This window comes from Providencia sp. PROV004 (genome assembly GCF_011045615.1).
Lineage (GTDB): Bacteria > Pseudomonadota > Gammaproteobacteria > Enterobacterales > Enterobacteriaceae > Providencia > Providencia rettgeri.
This window is the reverse complement of sequence record NZ_CP042859.1, coordinates 1,323,108-1,342,995: the sequence shown is the minus strand read 5'-3', so window position 1 is coordinate 1,342,995 and position 19,888 is coordinate 1,323,108. Positions and strand designations below refer to the sequence as shown.

The following is a 19,888-nucleotide window of genomic DNA, read 5'->3' as shown; positions in this document are numbered from 1 at the left end:
GAAATTTATTATTATTTTCCAACTATATGACTAAAAGTCTTCTCCCTATTTTCCGAAAATGGCCTTACCGAGAGAAATATTTTCTCTACAAAACTCAATATTAACATTTCTAAATTTTTAGACACGAGCAATAAAAATAAAACCTGTTTTTATTCATAACGTTATAATGATATCAATTATCATTAATATTTATTTATTATAAAAAAGTTACCAGTTTTGCAAATATAACTTCGTTGATATGGCGCAAAAAAAACTAAATATGTCAGAGTAAGATAGCCCCTGAATAACACTATATTTAATATGGTCATAAAGGCTAATATCAATGAATACAAAAAATAAATTATTAAATAGCCCTATCTCAAGGCGCAATGTCGTGAAATCTGGCGCTGCTGGCGGTTTATTTGCTGCAGTTGGCGGTTTATCACTTCCTTTTAATGCAAAAGCAATCGATACCTCTCAAAACTCAACATCCCCTGAAGAAAAAGCCGTTTGGAGTTCATGTACCGTTAATTGTGGTAGCCGTTGCCTATTACGCCTCCATGTGCGTGACGATGAGGTATATTGGGTTGAATCTGATACCACGGGAAAAGATGAATATGGTAATCATCAAGTCAGAGCTTGCCTGCGTGGTCGCTCAATCCGCAGAAGAATGAATCACCCAGATAGATTGAAATACCCAATGAAACGTGTGGGTAAACGTGGTGAAGGCAAATTTGTCCGAATTTCATGGGAAGAAGCCCTTGATACTGTTGGTAATAGCTTACGCGATATTCTAAAAAATTATGGTAATGAAGCCGTTCACGTTTTATATGGTACTGGCGTTGATGGCGGTAATATCACCAACTCAAATGTTCCTTATCGCTTAATGAATTCATGTGGTGGTTTCCTGAGCCGCTACGGCAGTTATAGTACTGCACAAATTCGTGCAGGTATGAATTACCTATACGGCTCCCAAGAAGCAAATAGCCCCGATGATATTGCAAATACAAAACTAGTTGTGATGTTTGGTAATAACCCTGCCGAAACTCGTATGAGTGGCGGAGGTGTCACTTATTATGTCGAACAAGCGCGCGAACGTTCAAATGCGCGCATGATAGTCATTGACCCTCGTTATAATGACACTGCTTCTGGTAGAGAAGATGAATGGTTACCTATTCGTCCTGGTACTGATGGTGCACTTGCTGCCGCATTGGCTTACGTGATTATTACTGAGGATATGGTCGACCAAGAATTTGTCGATAAATACTGTATCGGCTATGACGAAAAAACCTTGCCAGCTTCGGCACCTAAAAATGGTCACTATAAAGCGTATATTTTAGGCCAAGGTGCTGATGGTATTGCTAAAACACCACAGTGGGCCGCTAAAATTACAGGTATCCCAGCAGATAAAATCATTAAGTTAGCCCGTGAAATAGGCCAAGCAAAACCCGCTTATATTGTTCAAGGTTGGGGTCCTCAACGTCATTCAAATGGTGAACAAACCGTTCGAGCAATTGCCATGTTAGCCATTATTACTGGTAATATTGGCATTAGTGGTGGAAATTCAGGCTGTCGTGAAGGTACTTATGATTCCGGTGTTGAATGGTTCCCGATGCTCGATAACCCAGTAAAAACTCAGATTTCTGTTTTCACATGGACTGATGCCATCGAACGCGGTACCGAAATGACAGCTATTCATGATGGTATCAAAGGGAAAGATAAATTAGATGTTCCCATTAAATTTTTATGGTGCTATGCCAGTAATACATTGATAAATCAGCATAGTGATATCGCTCGCACCCATGAAATTTTACAAGATGACAGCAAATGCGAAATGATTGTCGGCATCGACCACTTCATGACGGCCTCTGCAAAATATTGCGATATTTTACTACCTGATTTAATGCCTACCGAACAAGAAGATCTTATTCCTAGCGAGTCCGCAGGAAACATGTCGTACATGATCTTAGGCCAACCAGCCACTAGCGCTAAATTTGAGCGTAAGCCCATCTATGAAATTTTGTCAGAAATAGCTAAACGCTTAGGCCCTGATGTCGAACAGAAATTTACCGAAGGCCGCACCCAACACGAATGGGTTAAATATTTATGTGAAAAAAGCCGCGAACGCTTCCCTGATATGCCAACTTATGAAGAAATGAAAACCGTGGGTATTTTCAAGCACAAATGCCCAGATGAGCATGTCATTGGATTTAAAGCCTTCCGAGATAACCCTCAAGCTAATCCACTGAAGACGCCTTCAGGAAAAATAGAAATTTACTCAGAAAGCCTAGCTGAAATAGCAAAAACATGGCAATTAGCACCAGATGATGTGATTGACCCGCTGCCAATTTATACCGAAGGCTTTGAAAGCCATACCGATAGTCTTAATAAAAAATACCCATTACAAATGACAGGGTTTCACTATAAAGCCAGAACACACTCAAGTTATGGCAACATTGATATCTTAAAACAAGCTTGTCGCCAAGAAATATGGATTAACCCTATAGATGCCAAAGCACGTGGTATTAAACAGGGTGATATGGTCAAGGTTTTCAATGACCGAGGTGAAGTTCATATTCCAGCGAAAGTGACACCACGGATCATGCCAGGCGTGACTGCTATGGGCCAAGGGGCTTGGTTAGATGCCGATATGTTTGGCAAAAAAGTAGACCAAGGCGGGTGTATTAATGTCCTCACGACTCAACGCCCTTCACCGCTTGCTAAGGGGAACCCTCAGCATACTAACTTAGTTGAAATTGCAAAACTATAAGGAGCCCGGTATGTCACAACAATATGGTTTTTATATTGATACACAACGCTGTACGGGCTGCAAAACGTGCGAACTCGCCTGTAAAGATTTTAAAAACTTATCCGCTGATGTTCATTTCCGTCGTATTTATGAATATGCAGGCGGCGACTGGACAGAGCAAGATGGTGCATGGCATCAAAATGTATTCTCTTATTATCTTTCCATTTCATGCAACCATTGTGAGGACCCTGCTTGCGTTAAAGTTTGCCCAAGTGGCGCGATGCACAAACGTGAGGACGGCTTTGTCATTGTCGATGAAAGTGTTTGTATTGGTTGCCGTTATTGCCATATGGCATGTCCTTATAGTGCGCCTCAGTTTGATGCAGTTAAAGGGCATATGACTAAATGTGATGGCTGCTATGAACGTGTGGCTGAAGGCAAAAAAACCATTTGTGTTGAGTCTTGCCCGCTACGTGCATTAGATTTTGGGCCCATTGAAGAGCTACGTGCAAAATACGGCACAATCAATGAGATAGCACCTCTACCCGCTGCACATTATACCAAACCCAATATTGTGTTAAATCTCAATGCAAATTGTCGCCCTGTTGGTGACACCACAGGTTATTTAGCGAATCCGGAGGAAGTTTAAAATGGGCGCAGGCTTACATGAATATCCGTTAATCTTCTTCACTGTTATAGGCCAAAGTGTTGCTGGTGCATTTATTCTCATGGCTCTGGTATTGTTAATAAAACCCTTACAAGAGCAGCATCATAAAATAGTGATGAGCATGTTTGGTTTGTGGGCGTTAATGGGAATTGGCTTTTTACTATCCATGTTGCATATGGGTTCGCCGATGCGTGCCTTCAATTCAATGATACGTGTTGGTCATTCCGCTCTGAGTAACGAAATAGTCAGTGGCTCAATATTCTTTGCCTTAGGTGGAATATATTGGTTACTGTCATTATTGAAAAAAATGCCCAAGTCTATTGGTACTATTTGGTTAATTATCACTATCATTTTTGCGGCAATATTTATTTATGCCATATCCCGCGTTTACCAAATTGATACCGTCCCAACTTGGTTTAATCACTATGGTAGTTTGCAATTTATCCTAACCAGCTTTATTGCAGGGCCTGTTCTTGCCGCATTTTTATTACGCATAGCAAGCTATGATATCAATAACGTCCGTTTCTTTACATTAATCAGTATTGTTGCAGTGGTTGCGAGTAGTATTTTGGTGACGGCACAGGGGTTTGAATTAGGCTCTATCCAAAGCTCTGTACAGAAAGCATCAGAGCTTGTTCCAGATTATGCTTCACTGATGGGTTGGCGTACTGTTTGCTTAACATTAGGGCTAGCTTTCTGGATTTACCCACATGTTAAAATGAAAAACCCTTCAATTATCGGGCTATTAGTCGCCGTATTATTGGTGATTTTTGGTGAATTGATTGGTAGAGGCATTTTCTACGGGCTACATATGACGGTAGGTATGGCTATCGCCGGATAACGACTATTCCATTGTTTTTACGATGATAAGGGGGCTAATTACCTTCTTATCATCGACAACAATCGCATGTTTCGCTACGATCGCACCAAAGCGTCATCATCAACATAGCAAGTGGACAAATATGGAACAAAAATTATTGGCAGATTTTTCGCTTTGCGCGCAAACTTTGGGGGCATTATTTTATTATGACCCTTCTGATGCACGCGTAAATAAACTAATTGATTTATTTACGACGAGCGAATGGTTAGCTGAGTGGCCATTTACTCAGGATTATGATTGCCAACGTATTGATAAACTTTTTCAAGATAGTCTTTCTGAATCAGAAACTTTACAAGAAGCCTACCAGCGCTTATTTATTGGCCCTTATGCATTACCTGCACCACCTTGGGGTTCTGTTTATCTTGATAAAGAAAATGTTATTTTTGGTATTTCGACACTTGAATTAAGAGCATGGCTTCGTAATAACCAAATCAATATTGAATTAAATCAAAAAGAACCCGAAGATCATGTGGGGCTAATATTTCTTCTCACTGCCTGGGTGATTGAAAATAAACCAGAACTGTTACGTGAATTACTAGAAATACATTTTTTACCTTGGGTATATCGCTATTTAGAAAAAATGCAATTGCAAAGCGGGAATGCTTTTTATGAAGCCACTGCGCTGCTGGCGACAGAAACTTTAAGACATATCCAACAAAGCGCTCAATTAACCCCAGCGAATAAAGAGCTTTGTCTTTAGTTTTATATCGTTCAAATATGCATTTTGTGAAGTAAAAACCCTCTAAATAAATCAGACTATTTAGAGGGCTTAAAATATTATGGGCGTTTTTTAGGTGTGTGGTAGGTATCACTCAGAAGTAAAAATGCGTTACTAATGGCCTAATTACTGTACCTGCGATAAAGCAAAATCGGCATCAGCGAGTAAATCATCTATATCTTCACAGCCCAATGAGAACCGCAATAATCCATCCGTTACGCCTTGCAGTAATCTTTCCTCTTCAGGGATACACGCATGAGACATCATTTTAGGGTAGGAAATAATTGATTCAATTCCCCCTAAGCTGACCGCAACGAGTGGAATACGAATTGCTTCTAAAAATTGTTTTACATTGTCATAGCTACCCAAATCAAAGGAAACCACCATTCCGCCATTTTTGGACTGTTGCATATGAATCATATGGTTTGGGTGTGAAGCTAACCCCGGATAAAAAACGCGTTGTACTTTTGGGTGCTCATTCAGATATTCTGCAAGCTTTTGCGCATTTTCACTAGCTCGTTCAACTCGCATTGCCATTGATTTTAAACCACGCATCGTCAGCCAGCTATCAAATGGAGCTGCAATACTGCCAATAGCCACCGCAGACTTATGTAACCACCTCGCATATTCAGGGTTATTCGTTGCTACTGTCCCCAAGATCACATCACTATGGCCATTTATAAATTTAGTCGCACTATTAATAGAAAAATCAATTCCAAGAGAGATAACATCTGATAACAATGGCGTCATAAAGGTATTGTCACAGATGGTAATAATATTATGCTGTTGCGCAATTTCAATAACAGATTTTAAATCAGTCACTTGTAATGTGGGGTTAGATGGCGTTTCAATATAAAACGCTTTGGTATTCTCCGTTATTGCTTGCTGATAGTTCATTGGGTTAGTCGCATCAACAAATGTCACTGAAATGCCATAACGAGGCAGAAATTCAGTCATTAACTGGAAAGAACCACCGTAAATATTTTTGCAAGCAACAATATGGTCACCCTGGCTAAAATTAAGTAATACTGCGCTTATTGCTGCCATTCCTGATGAAAAAATCTCAGCAAATTTCGCGTTTTCAATCGCGCAAATTGCCTCACTTAATGCATCTCTTGTTGGATTGGAAAAACGCGAATAAATATGGTCGTAACTTTCCTCAATATTGGCTTGTGAAAATGTGGATGATTGATATAACGGAATAGAAGAACTTCCGGTATATTTATCTGTCATGGGGTAACCATGAATAACCTTGGTATTAATTTTCATAAGTAAATCGCATTATCAAAAGTCTATTTAATCGTTGCTACATTGATTTCAGAATAAGCAAAAATAGCGGGTGCTCCGCCAGTATGAATAAAAAGTAATGGCTGATTGCCATCAATACTTTCTTTTAAAATATGATCAACTAAACCCGCCATGGCTTTACCGGTATACACAGGGTCAAGTAGTATTCCTTCTTTTTGAGCTAATAGCTCAATGGCTTGTTGGCCCTTGTTATTCGGCTGACCATAGCAAGGTGAAAAATACTGATCCCACAGATTCACTTTAGGAAAATCTGTCAGGTTTAATAATTTACCAATTTCCTGCTGTAAGGTTTCTACCTTAGGTTGTTGCTGCGCAACTGTTCTTGAAACGGTAACACCTATCACTGGAGTTTGAGGAAATACCGATTGTAATCCCATAGCTAGCCCTGCATGCGTTCCTGCGCTACCAGAAGCAACAATAACTGCGGCATATTCAATATCTTTAGGAGTCTGCTCGGCAACTTCTAATGCACAATTAACATAACCTAATGACCCTAAAGCATTAGAACCACCAATAGGTACAATATAAGCATCTTGCAATCTAAGGGATTCAACTAACGCTTGCATTTGTAAGCTTGGGTCGGTTAACTCATCACAAAAATAACAGCGGGCATTAAATAAATCTGTCAGTTGTTTATTACCATTTGTTAAAAATAATGAATTCAAACTCTGTAATGGGTTTTCTAATAATGCGACACATTCCAGACCATACATTGATGCTATTGCAGCTGTTTGGCGAACATGGTTTGATTGAATAGCCCCTGCCGTAACAATCACCTTAGACTTTTTTTGTATCGCATCTGCAATAATATATTCCAATTTTCGCAGTTTATTGCCCCCCATTGCTAGGGGGGTCATATCGTCACGCTTAATATAAATATCACGGCCTAAATATTCTGAAAGATTATTTAATTTTGCTAACGGTGTTGGTCCTCGAAGTAGATCTATTTTATTTATTGCAGCTAATCGTTGTCTAATGCTCATTATATTATTCACCTTATTAATATGTGAAACCTAAATAGAGATAAACCATCAGCGCAAAAGCGGCAGTCACCGTGGCATAAGGCATTTGGGTACGAATATGCTCAATATGGTCACAATCTGTTGCCATAGAGGCCACAATCGCATCACTGGAAATGGGTGATGTCATATCCCCATAAATTGAACCTGCTATTGCGGCACCAATCATATATTCAACAGGCATTCCAACTGAAAGCCCTAATTGCACACCGATTGGGATCATAATCGCAAATGTTCCCCACGATGTTCCAGTTGCTAATGACATCACCGCACTAATTAAAAATATAAAACCGATTGAGAAAGCCGGTGAAATGACACCAGAGGTAATTTCAGCTATATAAGCACCAGTGTTTAAATCTGAAGAAACGGTTCCCATTAAAAAAGCGAGGATCATCACTGAACTAATTTTTACCATGCTGGCATAGCCGATGTATAACTCTTTAAAGAAAGTCTCAATATTAAGCACACGACGCGCTAAGAACCACACAAAAGAGACTAAAGTTCCAAACATGACTCCCCAATATACCGATGTTGAGCCACTACCTTTACTAAAATCACCATTACCAGTGATATAAAGCGCAATAGGTACCATTAATACTGTTGATAAAATTGGAATAAAAAAGTTAAGAGAGGTATGGCAATTAGGATGCTCAATAATATCTTCATCATCCTGCTCAGTTTCTTCAGCAGACAATAAAGTTAAAGCTTGCTGCTCTGCGCGTAAATCCGCTTTTTTCATTGGTCCCCAAGAAACATTGGAGAAAATATAAAATAATACTGAAGCTAAAGAAAACCACGCCATGATATTAAATACCATTGAGCCTGCTAAAATTTCAAATGGCTCTCCAGTAATTAAACCTTTAGATATTTGTACACCAATAACACCCATCATTGCCGCTCCCCAGCCGTTAATCATGGCTGATGAACAAACTGATACGCAGGAAGTTTGTACAATATAGGACATTTTTTCTGGCGAAACACCGTATTTCTTCGCTAATGTTTTTGTTGATGCTCCAGCAATTAATTGGTTAATTGAACTTTCAATAAAAATTAATGATGTAATAATCATCGCCATTAATTGAACAGCTTTTTTATTTTTAATTAGCCTTGTTTTATTTGTTAATAATTTAACTAATGATCGAACACCACCAGTAACAACGACTAGCCGCATAATACCGCCAATCATTACCATAAATAGAATAGTTTTTGTATTTCCCGGTGATGCAAACGTATTAATAATACCATCGAGCGTTCCGTTTATACCCAATAATATATTATGGTCATATATAACGGTAAAACCAACTAGAATCCCCAGCAATAACGATAATATAACTTGTCGTGTAAAAATGGCTAAAAGTATCGTCACCATTGGCGTGACGATGGTCCAAATTCCATAATCATTCATTAGATGCTCTCTTATTATATTTTAATTTTATTTTGATTTTAATAAATTAAGATAGTGCGTTTTCTAAATCATTTAATAAGTCAGTGATATCTTCAATACCTACAGATAAACGTAATGTGGTGTCATATACATGGATACTTTCCCTTTCTTCTTTTGTCATCGACCCATGTGACATCGTTGCCGAATGGTTTACCATGCTTTCAACACCACCCAATGATTCGGCTAATACAAAGTAATTAACTTTAGATAAAAACGTTTTAGTATCTTCAATATCCCCTTTCAATTTAATTGTCACAACTGCTCCACCTGTACGCATTTGCTTTTTACATAATTCATATTGAGGATGTGAAGCTAATCCTGGGTAATAAACCTGTTCCACTTTCGGGTGCGTAGACAAATAGCTAGCAACTTGCGCTGCATTGCTGCATTGTGCCGCCATACGTAACGCTAATGTTTTTAATCCACGTAAAGCAAGGTAGGCGTCAAAAGGAGAAGCAATTGCTCCTAAAGTCGTTTTTAGAAAATCAAGGCGGCTGGCTAAGTCTTCCCTTTGGGTGATCACAGCACCACCAATTAAATCGGAATGACCGCCAATATATTTACTTGCCGATAGCATCACTAAATCAGCACCTAATTCTAACGGCTTTTGGTTCCAAGCTGTTGCAAATGTATTATCAACACAAGTCAAAATATTATGTTTTTTTGCAAGTGAACAAATCGCATTGATATCAACTAACTCCAATAATGGATTAGTTGGGCTTTCAATCCAAATTAAACGCGTATTCTCTTTTATTTTTGTTTTAACTTCATCAAGGTTATTCAAATCTACATAATCTATTTGATGACCGCTATTAATGGTTGAAACTCGTTCAAATAACCGAAATGTTCCACCATAAACACCTTTCATCGCAATAATATGCGAGTCTTTTGGTAATAAATTTAAGACTAAACTTGAAGCCGCCACACCGGATGAGGTTGCTGTTGCATAACTTCCACCTTCAATTTCTGCTAATAAGGTTTCATATGCATAACGCGTTGGGTTGCTGCAACGTGAATAACAATATTCACCATGCTCTGTTAAACTTTGCTGAACAAAAGTACTGGCTGTTGTAATAGCAGGGAAAATAGCATGATTAACGGTATCTTGCTGCTTTCCACCATGAATTAAAATTGTAGCAATATTCTTAGTCATAATCTAAAACCCAATATAGTAAAATAAAAGTGATATCTTTATATTTGTTGCTAAAAAGAATATGCCATAGGGAAATAGAAAATTTTTTCTAAAAATTGGTGTCTTTATTCAAATTAAGAGAAAAATTTTCTATTAAAGAATTAATTTCCTTTTAATTCATAATGTTGATGCGTTTCCCATAAATGAGCGAGCCGTCACAATATTATTATTTTGTTTATCTTCCACAACCGACCAATCCATAAAAAATACATAACCCACTAAAACAAAACAATAAATGTTTTATTAAAGTTAAATATATCATCACGCAATGTAATTATTTAGTAGATATTCTGTCGTTGATTTAACATGAACCCTAGTACTCATACCTATTTTTCCTCTTCTTATACTGCACAATAGGCATATAAGAGAAAGTTATTCTCTTTTACTTTATTTCTTATAATGAGCTATATCACTTAAAAGCTATAACAATTCGATTAATGCAAATCAACACGCAAAAGAATGGCTATCAAGCAACAATATACTCAAGGACTATTTATAAGATAGGCACAGAGACTAAATTTGATTGAGTTATTTTTAATTTAATCACCCCAATTTTTTGTTTAAAAAAAGTACAATAACTATTACAAACTATGATAAATGAAATGCTACCGCTATTTAAATTATTAGAAAAATGCATGACCACTATATATTTTATAAATTATTCTAATCACTTTTTCTTAAAGAATCTCAATTTAGCCTAGTGCAGAACTATTCATTATAAATTCAAATTTGCTCGAACAAATTCAGTAATGTATTCCATATTACATATCTTCGTAAAATTACTCTCTATATGGGTTTAATTTTTTAGTGAAGAATCATCTTGTATACAAATTATTTATTATGATACAGTCAAAAAATGCCTATGATTCAAGCATCAAGTATCGATATTGGTTATATCCTTTACTGTGATATGACTCGCTTGAGCATAAAAATTTGGGGCATTAGTTTTCCACAATACAAACAATGAGAATCAAAAAAAAACACAATTATTATTAGTAAATTTGAATTTTATCTTTTGTTCTTATCTTTAATAAAAGCCACGTTTTATTTAGCGAAAATCTGAATTATATAAATTTAACTTAATATAAACTCTGTTTTTATATTACCTAAAATTAAATTTACCACAATAAAAACAACTTAATTTTGTAGTAGAGACAATATAAGGAAACAATTATGAATAATAACTTTTCAGTGCATGAAGCCAGTATGCTTGCGCTACTTAAACAAGTAGTCAATATTGAATCAGGTTCTTATGACAAAGAAGGTGTAGATAACCACGCTGCTGTCTGGTGTGAAAAATATCGCGAAATGGGGTTCGAAGTCGAAATCATTGAAAATGAATCACTCGGTAATAATTATCGAATTTATCACCCATCAACAAAGGCTGATATATTAATTTTATTGCATTTAGATACCGTTTTTCCTAAAGGTACCGTTACTGAACGTCCTTTTAGCATTGAAGGTGACCGCGCTTATGGCCCTGGCGTGATTGATATGAAAGGCAGTCATGTCATGGTATATCAAGTCATGAAGCAACTTTATGATAATCAAGACATTCGCTATAAAAATATTGAGATTCTCCTCAATTGTGACGAAGAAATTGGTTCTATTTCATCTCGCGGTGTCATTGAACAATGTGCTTTAGGAAAACGCTACGCACTTGTGATGGAACCTGCGCGTGCCAATGGCGCGATAGTGAGTGCTCGCCGTGGTGTTGGGACTTATGTGTTAAATATTGAAGGGAAAGCCTCACATTCAGGTATCGCACCTGAAGCAGGTATTAGTGCAATTCAGGAACTATCATATAAAATTCAAAGCCTACACGCACTCTCAGCTCATGATAAAGGCCTATCCGTTAACGTTGGTTTAATTTCTGGCGGAACCTCCGTTAATACTGTCGCACCGAATGCCAGAGCAGAAATCGATGTTCGTATCTCGTCTGAAGAACAAGGTATTGAAATCGATAAAAAAGTCAGGGAAGTGTGTAGTACACCAATATTAGACGGTATCAAACTCACCTTAACCGGCGGAATTAATCGCCCACCTATGGCTAAAACGGATGAAAGCACCGTTCTTATCAACATCATTAAAGAAGAAGCTGCACAACTAAATATTGATTTACTCGATGTTTCTACTGGCGGTGGCTCTGATGCCTCTTTTACTGCGGGTGTCGGAACTGCCACTGTAGATGGGTTAGGCCCGATTGGTGGTTACCAGCACAGTGATAAAGAATATTTAGAAATACCGTCGCTCACAGAGCGTGCTCAACTATTTTTCAATGTATTACAACGCATTACACAATAAAAAATAATCCAATAGGAAACTCTATGACAACGATGTCAACAAACACAACAACACCACCTAAAAAACGTTCTGAAGGCTTAAATCCTTATGTGCTTTTGTTTTTTATCTTAGTATTGGCAGGCATTGCGACGTGGATCGTTCCCGCGGGGCAATATGCATCAGAAACAAAAGTCATCACCATGGTAAAAGATGGTATAGAAACAAAAGTATCTAGTTCTTACACCATTCCCGGTAGTTATGAGCGCTTACCTGAACAACACGGCATTTTGCCAGGACAAATTTTCACCTCAATTGCCGATGGTCTAATCAAAGCAGCTCCTATTATCTTTTTGATTATTTTCACTGGAGGTGCTTTACATCTTCTTGAAGAAACTGGGGCTATCAAAAAAGTACTCAATAATATCTCGCGCAGTAAAAGGCTTAATGACTTTTTACTAATCAGTATATTCTTTGTCGTTTTTTCTATTTTAGGAACAACAGGAATTGTCGTTAACTCAATTATTGCATTTGTTCCTATCGGTCTTTTAGTTGCTAAATCCGTGGGAATGGACGATAAATTTGGTGCCGCTTTAGTCTATGTCGCGGCTTATTCGGGCTTTAACGCCTCAATCATGGCACCAATGACAGTTGGCCTATCTCAAGGTTTAGCCGACGTCCCGTTGTTATCCGGTCTCGGTTTTAGAATGGCAATTTATATTGCATTTGTTATCGCGGGTATTTTATTTTTAACGATTTATACCAAAAAATGCCGTAACAAAGGTATGGTTCGACCTGATATTGAAATTAATACTGACGAACACCAAACCTCTAAAATTTCAGCTTTGCATGTCATCACCCTTTCCTATAGCGCATTCTGCTTAATCGGATTTATTTTCGGTGCCGTTGAGTGGGGCTGGGGAGAAAAAGAGATGATGGCAATGTTTATCATTTTAGGCGTTGGCGTGGGTATTTTAAACCGTATGTCGCCTAATACCATTGCTACTGGTTTCTTAAAAGGTTGTGCAGGAATGGTAGGCGGCGCGTTTATCGTTGGTATGGCTCGTGCGATTGCTATCGTATTATCTGATGGCATGATTCTGGATACCATCGTTAATGCCATTATTTCAATGATGGACGGTTTACCGAAGACTTTATCTGCCCTTTCCATGTTCGCAACCGCAGCAATAATGCACTTCTTTATTTCATCTGGTTCTGGTGAAGCGGCTGTGCTTGTACCAATTTTCACGCCAATGGGAGATTTATTAGAAATCACTCGCCAAACGACGGTGCAAACTGTATTACTTGGAGAAGGTGTTGTTAACTGTATTAACCCAACATCAGGAATTTTAATGGCTGTACTTGCAACGGCAAAAATTCCTTATACACAATGGGTGAGATTTATTTGGCCATTAGTCTTCACATGGATAGCCATTTCTATTGTCGCTCTCATATATGCAGTAATGACAAATTTAGGTCCTATCTAAAATATCAATATTGAATAATCCACTCTTCTTAGCACCGCTTTTTAGTGGTGCTAAGGGTTGTTGATACAAAACAGAGTAAAAAGGTGTTTTTCTCGTCTTGTGTTATCAACCGCTGTTGTAAATTTTCCATTTCATCACTTCCTGTTGATTTAATTTTGAACTATATCAGTGATAACCAGGTTCTACATTAATAACGAATTAAAAACAGACAGAGTAAGGTAGGAATAGTATTATTAGCCCCATTATGCCTTTTATTCTATTTGAGATTGTATTGTGACTTCATTTGCTGACCTAAATGCGCTTTCTGCGGAACAACTCGCTAACTTGCAAGAGTTAGGCTACCTAAACATGACGCAGATCCAAGCTGCCGCTCTTCCTCCGATCCTTGCTGGTAAAGACGTTCGAGCACAAGCTAAAACTGGCAGCGGCAAAACTGCTGCTTTTGGTCTGGGCTTATTACAACATATTGATGCCAAGTTATTTAAAACTCAGTCATTAGTTTTATGCCCAACTCGCGAACTGGCAGATCAAGTCGCCAATGAATTGCGCCGTTTAGCTCGCGCTATCCCTAATATCAAAATTTTAACACTCTGCGGTGGTGTACCTTTTAGCGTACAACGCGACTCCCTTGCTCATGCAGCACATATCATTGTTGCTACACCGGGGCGCTTACTTGATCATCTAAATCGTGAAACAGTACAACTTGATGCCTTGCAAACATTGGTTTTAGACGAAGCAGACCGAATGCTCGATATGGGCTTTATGCCAGATATTGAAACCATCATTGACTACGCACCAATTAATAGGCAAACATTATTATTTTCAGCTACTTGGCCAGATGAAATTGCACGAATTAGCCAGCAAATTCAAAATAATCCACAAACCATTGAAATCAATAGTGTTGATGAACTTCCCGCGGTTGAGCAGCAATTTTATGAAGTTGCGCGTCACGAAAAAATTACATTATTACAAAAGCTCTTGAGCCGTGAACAGCCCGCTTCTTGCGTCGTTTTCTGTAATACTAAAAAAGATTGCCAAGCTGTTTATGATGCCTTAACTGCAAGCAAACAAAGTGTCCTAGTGCTTCATGGTGATATGGAACAGCGTGAGCGTGACCAAACTCTTGTGCGTTTTGCTAATGGAAGTAGCCGTGTATTAGTGGCTACGGATGTCGCATCCCGCGGGTTAGATATTAAAGCCCTCGAAATGGTGATTAACTATGAATTATCATGGGATCCTGAAGTGCATGTTCACCGCATCGGCCGAACTGCACGCGCCGGTGAAAGCGGTTTAGCAATTAGTTTATGTGCACCAGAAGAAGCCCAGCGGGCCAATGCTCTAGAAGAAATGTTAAACATGAAGCTTAATTGGCAAGCCGAACCAACAGGTTTACGAGTCACTCCATTAGAAGCGACGATGGTGACCTTATGCCTTGATGGCGGTAAAAAAGCCAAAATACGCCCCGGCGACATTTTAGGTGCCTTGACCGGAGAAGTTGGCCTCAATGGCGACGATATTGGCAAGATTGTGATCCACCCTACCCATGCCTATGTGGCACTCAAACGTGAGGTTGCCGAACATGCTCGCAAGCATTTACAGCAGGGGAAAATTAAAGGGAAATCCGTTAAGGCTAGGTTATTAAAATAATCGGTGTGATTCGTGTTTCCTTCTGCACAATGTTAGTACGCAAGGAAACACGATAATTTTCTTACTTTTTTATGATGTGGCGTTATTCTCTTGCGGTAAGGCAGATTTAGGCAATCCAAAAATCTTATCAAAGGCCCAATTAAAAAAGAAAGTATAAATTGGGATAAAAATAATTAAGGCGAAGTCGAGGATTAACGCCTGTAACAGACTAATTGATAACCACCATGCAATTAAAGGAATTAAAAAAATCACTAACGTTAATTGAAATAATATAGCGTGTACAAACCGGCGCCTAAAGGTTCTAATGCGTGATTTTTGTTTTGATTCCCAATATTCAAATGCAGTATTGAAAATAAAGTTCCAGCTCACTGCAATAGTCGTTATGACTAAAGCTAATGGGCCTGTTGTTTCCGCTGAATTACCGGAAAGAAAAGCCAATGCCAACGCTGAAATTAACCAGCCAATAACCTCATAAGCCGTTACAAAAACAATTTTACGTTTAATCCCCTGCATTTTCCCACCTCCAAAAATATCATTATCAACAAGGTGGTAAAATAAATATTATTCAATGATAATAAAAGTCAGCTTCTATCAATTTTATTGAAAGGTCAATCATGCCATTTAATAGCGATAACCTAACGATTTTTCTCACCGTGTTAGATAAAGGCTCATTTTCTGCAGCGGCTAGGGCATTAAAACGCGTGCCATCTGCGGTCAGTATGGCAGTCGCTAATCTAGAAGCTGAACTTGGATTTGAACTATTTGATAGACACTCTCGGGAGCCTAAACCCACTGAAAAAGCGCTTTCATTAGCCCCCTATGCACGACATATTGTCGCTAACTTATCGCAGCTCAATACGTTTTCTTTAGAATTGACTCAAGGCGTTGAAAGCACGCTGACTATTGGTATTGCGGCAGGTATTAATGCCAATTTACTCTTTGACGCTCTACATATTTTAAGCCAGCGTTACCCTTTACTGCATATTGAGCTGATTACCGCACCTCAAGATGATCTTTTACCGTTACTACATGAACAACAAATTCATCTCGCGATTGTCTTTGGCGGTTTAAATGTTAATTCCCAAGAGCAATTTCATTACATTGGCGAAGAATCAATTATTGCCACCATTTCGGCTAAACATCCCTCTTTGCAAAATAAAACGTCACTCTATATCGAAGACCTTGTTGAAAGCCGCCAAATAATTATTGCAAGTCGTCAACGTGAATTGAGTGATATACGCATTCTAGTTTCTAGTAATTATTGGAAAACAGACAGTTTTTCTTTAGCTCTCGGTTTAGTCGAAAGTGGTATGGGATGGGGAAATTTTCCTTTATCACTTATTAAAGATAAATTGCACGATGGTTCACTAAAACCCCTTGAGTTTAAAAATACCCCAAATGGCTTCAAACTGCCTATTCATGTGGTATGTTTGCAAGGTCATGCGCTTAAACGTGGTGCACAAGAATGCATTGAATTACTGAAAAATAAGGTAATTTAAACCCTCAATTATTTATTTTTCCTATTTTTAATTCCATAAATTAAATTATTTCTGGACACATTAATTCTTTTAAACCATCAACGAAAACGTTTGCTTTTTATTTTAATGGCTATAAAATGCGTCGGATTTTTTTGGCCTGAGAAAAATAACTGGAGACAATCGTGCCTGACGATAAAAATTATAGCCATGGCCCCGTGCCCATATCCGCGCGGAAAGGCGGACTAGCATTAACCTTTGTGATGCTAGGTTTAACGTTCTTTTCCGCCAGTATGTGGACCGGAGGCGCTCTCGGTACCGGTCTTGATTTTCATGATTTCTTCCTCGCAGTTCTTATCGGTAATCTTCTTCTTGGTATCTACACCGCATTTCTTGGTTTTATTGGTTCTAAAACAGGCTTAACTACCCACCTTCTTGCTCGTTATTCCTTTGGTATTAAAGGCTCATGGCTCCCCTCTTTCCTATTAGGTGGCACACAAGTCGGCTGGTTTGGTGTCGGTGTTGCGATGTTTGCCATTCCTGTTGGTAAAGCCACGGGTTGGGATATCAACTGGTTGATTGGTATTTCAGGGGTCTTAATGACCGTTACGGTTTTTTTCGGTATTTCTGCTCTAACTATACTGTCAATCGTTGCAGTTCCTGCCATTGCGATACTCGGCAGTTATTCCGTCTACCTTGCTATCACTGACATGGGTGGAATGAGTGCATTGCAGGCAGTCGTCCCCGCAAAACCTATCGATTTTAACCTTGCCTTAGCCATGGTAGTGGGGTCTTTTGTGAGTGCTGGAACATTAACAGCTGATTTTGTGCGTTTCGGACGAAAACCTAAGATTGCGGTGCTTGTCGCCATTATTGCTTTTTTCCTTGGTAATTCATTGATGTTTATCTTTGGAGCTGCTGGTGCGGCATCATTAGGTATGGCAGATATCTCAGATGTGATGATTGCCCAAGGTTTACTATTACCCGCAATTATCGTTTTGGGTTTAAATATTTGGACAACTAACGATAACGCCCTATATGCGTCAGGTTTAGGGTTTGCCAATATCACCGGCTTATCCAGCAAAACCTTATCCATTGTCAATGGACTGGTTGGAACGCTATGTGCGCTGTGGTTATATAATAATTTTGTTGGCTGGCTAACTTTCTTATCTGCGGCTATTCCCCCTATTGGCGGAATTATCATCGCCGACTACCTCATGTACCGCCACCGCTACGAAACCTTTGATCGCAGTAAAATGCGTGATGTCAACATCAGTGCATTAATCGCCGTTGCCGCTGGGGTTATCGCAGGTAACTGGTTACCAGGTATTGTTCCTGTCAATGCCGTGTTGGGCGGTGCATTATGTTACGCTATCCTTAACCCATTATTAAATCGCCGCCATACTACTGATTCGGAGATGACCCGTGCTTAACCAAACTATCAAACATATCCATAATGTCCGTTTACCTGAGCGTGATGGCCTGTGGCGTATTGATATTGACAATCAAAAAATTCAAGCCATTCTTCCACAACCTCAAGGTGAAGTATTACCAGACAGCTTAGACGGTGAAGGTGGATTAGTTACGGCTCCCTTCGTTGAGCCACACATTCACTTGGATACCACTCAAACCGCGGGGCAACCAAGCTGGAACCAGTCAGGAACACTCTTTGAAGGCATCGAACGTTGGGCAGAGCGTAAAGCGATGCTCACCCACGATGATGTTAAAAATCGAGCGTGGCAAACCCTTAAATGGCAAATTGCCAATGGTATTCAACATGTTCGTACTCATGTGGATGTGTCAGATCCGACATTAACCGCACTGAAAGCGATGTTAGAGGTAAAACAAGAAATCGCACCTTGGGTTGATGTGCAAATTGTGGCTTTTCCACAAGAAGGTATTTTGTCTTATCCAAATGGCGAAGCCCTGTTAGAAGAAGCGTTACGCCTAGGAGCCGACGTCGTTGGTGCCATTCCACATTTTGAATTTACTCGTGAGTATGGCGTGGAATCACTCCATAAAACATTTGCTTTAGCACAAAAATATGACCGCTTGATTGATGTCCACTGTGATGAAATCGATGATGAGCAATCCCGTTTTGTTGAAACAGTCGCAGCGTTAGCACATGCACAAGGGATGGGTTCTCGCGTCACGGCAAGCCATACCACCGCAATGCATTCATACAATGGCGCTTATACTTCCCGTTTATTTCGCCTACTAAAAATGTCTGGAATTAACTTTGTCGCTAACCCACTAGTAAATATTCACTTACAAGGCCGCTTTGATACTTATCCAAAACGCCGTGGAATTACGCGAGTGAAAGAGATGCTAGCCGCGGATATTAATGTGTGCTTTGGTCACGACGATGTATTTGACCCATGGTACCCATTAGGTACAGCCAATATGTTGCAAGTACTGCATATGGGGTTACATGTCTGCCAATTAATGGGTTACCAGCAAATCAATGATGGGCTGAAACTGATTAGTGAATACAGCGCACGTACATTGAACTTGCAAGATTATGGTGTGAGTGAAGGAAACCGAGCTAGTTTATTAATTTTACCTGCAGAAAATGGCTTTGATGCCGTGCGTCGTCAAGTCCCTGTTCGTTATTCTGTTCGCGATGGCCAAGTTATCGCTAATACCCAACCCGCAGTAACCCAAATTCATTTAGAACAAACAGAAGCAATCCATTATGGATATTCTCCAAAAATCTAATCATTGAATTTTTATTCCTAAATGGCTCTCTATAATCATAGGTGAGCCATTTGCTCTACGCCTCATCATTAATTTCAATAAAATCAGCCCAAAAAACCAATCTTAATCAGATAAAAAGCAACAAATAACGTTTTTTTTCACACAAATGTCATTTCTATATACTAGACTTATTCCAATACTCATTGAAGAGCTTGAAAAGCTTTGATGAGCAAATAATTGTCTTATAAGAACTCTTTTTTTGGTTATAAGTGCCATTTCTAAGTATTAAGTGCAATTTCTATTGAAATTCAATATGAACGTTTTATATTTTTTATAGAGTTATCTG

15 protein-coding genes are annotated in these 19,888 nt (G+C 38.9%); 10 read left to right on the top strand and 5 right to left on the bottom strand.

Annotation, left to right across the window (positions count from 1 at the left end; genetic code table 11):
- Positions 1–322 precede the first annotated feature (322 nt).
- The 4 genes from ynfF (at position 323) to dmsD (ending at position 4,975) form a co-directional block, all read left to right on the top strand.
- On the top strand, positions 323–2,749 hold the full coding sequence (gene ynfF / locus FVA69_RS05835) for a selenate/tellurate reductase subunit YnfF (protein ID WP_232799062.1): 2,427 nt from the start codon (positions 323–325) through the stop codon (positions 2,747–2,749).
- 10 nt (positions 2,750–2,759) lie between these two features.
- Entirely contained in the window at positions 2,760–3,377 is a 618-nt protein-coding gene (locus tag FVA69_RS05830; protein WP_164528528.1) for a DMSO/selenate family reductase complex B subunit, read from the top strand.
- Position 3,378: 1 nt separating this feature from the next.
- Positions 3,379–4,236: a DmsC/YnfH family molybdoenzyme membrane anchor subunit gene (locus FVA69_RS05825; protein ID WP_123382338.1), complete on the top strand. Its 858-nt coding sequence runs from the start codon at positions 3,379–3,381 to the stop codon at positions 4,234–4,236.
- A gap of 121 nt (positions 4,237–4,357) precedes the next feature.
- Positions 4,358–4,975 (top strand): Tat proofreading chaperone DmsD, encoded by a 618-nt coding sequence (gene dmsD / locus FVA69_RS05820; RefSeq protein WP_004913405.1) that lies wholly within the window; start codon positions 4,358–4,360, stop codon positions 4,973–4,975.
- A 144-nt stretch (positions 4,976–5,119) separates the two neighbouring features.
- On the opposite strand, the gene FVA69_RS05815 is transcribed toward dmsD, so the two are convergent.
- From FVA69_RS05815 to FVA69_RS05800, 4 genes are read right to left on the bottom strand one after another with little or no spacing between them, the layout of a single operon-like run.
- Positions 5,120–6,262 (bottom strand): trans-sulfuration enzyme family protein, encoded by a 1,143-nt coding sequence (locus tag FVA69_RS05815; RefSeq protein WP_004913408.1) that lies wholly within the window; start codon positions 6,260–6,262, stop codon positions 5,120–5,122.
- 23 nt (positions 6,263–6,285) lie between these two features.
- Positions 6,286–7,284: a D-cysteine desulfhydrase gene (locus FVA69_RS05810; protein ID WP_164528527.1), complete on the bottom strand. Its 999-nt coding sequence runs from the start codon at positions 7,282–7,284 to the stop codon at positions 6,286–6,288.
- A gap of 16 nt (positions 7,285–7,300) precedes the next feature.
- Complete coding sequence (locus FVA69_RS05805; RefSeq protein ID WP_004913415.1) at positions 7,301–8,725, bottom strand: Na+/H+ antiporter NhaC family protein; 1,425 nt, start codon at positions 8,723–8,725, stop codon at positions 7,301–7,303.
- 46 nt (positions 8,726–8,771) lie between these two features.
- A complete protein-coding gene (locus tag FVA69_RS05800) occupies positions 8,772–9,917 on the bottom strand; it encodes a trans-sulfuration enzyme family protein (protein ID WP_109912728.1) in 1,146 nt (381 codons plus the stop codon).
- Between the two features lie 1,212 nt (positions 9,918–11,129).
- Here FVA69_RS05800 and FVA69_RS05795 point away from each other — a divergent pair.
- The 3 genes from FVA69_RS05795 to dbpA all read left to right on the top strand — a co-directional run bounded on the left by FVA69_RS05795 (position 11,130) and on the right by dbpA (position 15,370).
- Entirely contained in the window at positions 11,130–12,260 is a 1,131-nt protein-coding gene (locus FVA69_RS05795) for a M20 family metallopeptidase (RefSeq protein WP_004913419.1), read from the top strand.
- 23 nt (positions 12,261–12,283) lie between these two features.
- Positions 12,284–13,723: a YfcC family protein gene (locus FVA69_RS05790; RefSeq protein WP_004913421.1), complete on the top strand. Its 1,440-nt coding sequence runs from the start codon at positions 12,284–12,286 to the stop codon at positions 13,721–13,723.
- A gap of 273 nt (positions 13,724–13,996) precedes the next feature.
- The gene (gene dbpA, locus FVA69_RS05785) at positions 13,997–15,370 is read left to right on the top strand and encodes an ATP-dependent RNA helicase DbpA (protein WP_110732119.1); all 1,374 of its coding nucleotides are present in this window, start codon (positions 13,997–13,999) and stop codon (positions 15,368–15,370) included.
- Positions 15,371–15,439: 69 nt separating this feature from the next.
- Here dbpA and FVA69_RS05780 read toward each other — a convergent pair whose 3' ends face one another.
- Positions 15,440–15,883 carry a PACE efflux transporter gene (locus tag FVA69_RS05780; protein WP_004262335.1) on the bottom strand — a complete coding sequence of 148 codons (444 nt, stop codon included), beginning with the start codon at positions 15,881–15,883 and terminating at the stop codon, positions 15,440–15,442.
- Positions 15,884–15,984: 101 nt separating this feature from the next.
- Here FVA69_RS05780 and FVA69_RS05775 point away from each other — a divergent pair, with 101 nt between their 5' ends.
- From FVA69_RS05775 to FVA69_RS05765, 3 genes are all read left to right on the top strand, one after another.
- Positions 15,985–16,869 (top strand): LysR family transcriptional regulator, encoded by an 885-nt coding sequence (locus FVA69_RS05775; RefSeq protein WP_164528526.1) that lies wholly within the window; start codon positions 15,985–15,987, stop codon positions 16,867–16,869.
- Positions 16,870–17,030: 161 nt separating this feature from the next.
- Complete coding sequence (codB, locus tag FVA69_RS05770) at positions 17,031–18,278, top strand: cytosine permease (protein WP_109912731.1); 1,248 nt, start codon at positions 17,031–17,033, stop codon at positions 18,276–18,278.
- Positions 18,271–19,563: a cytosine deaminase gene (locus FVA69_RS05765; RefSeq protein ID WP_004913433.1), complete on the top strand. Its 1,293-nt coding sequence runs from the start codon at positions 18,271–18,273 to the stop codon at positions 19,561–19,563. The genes codB and FVA69_RS05765 overlap by 8 nt, the downstream gene beginning before the upstream one ends.
- Positions 19,564–19,888 lie beyond the last annotated feature (325 nt).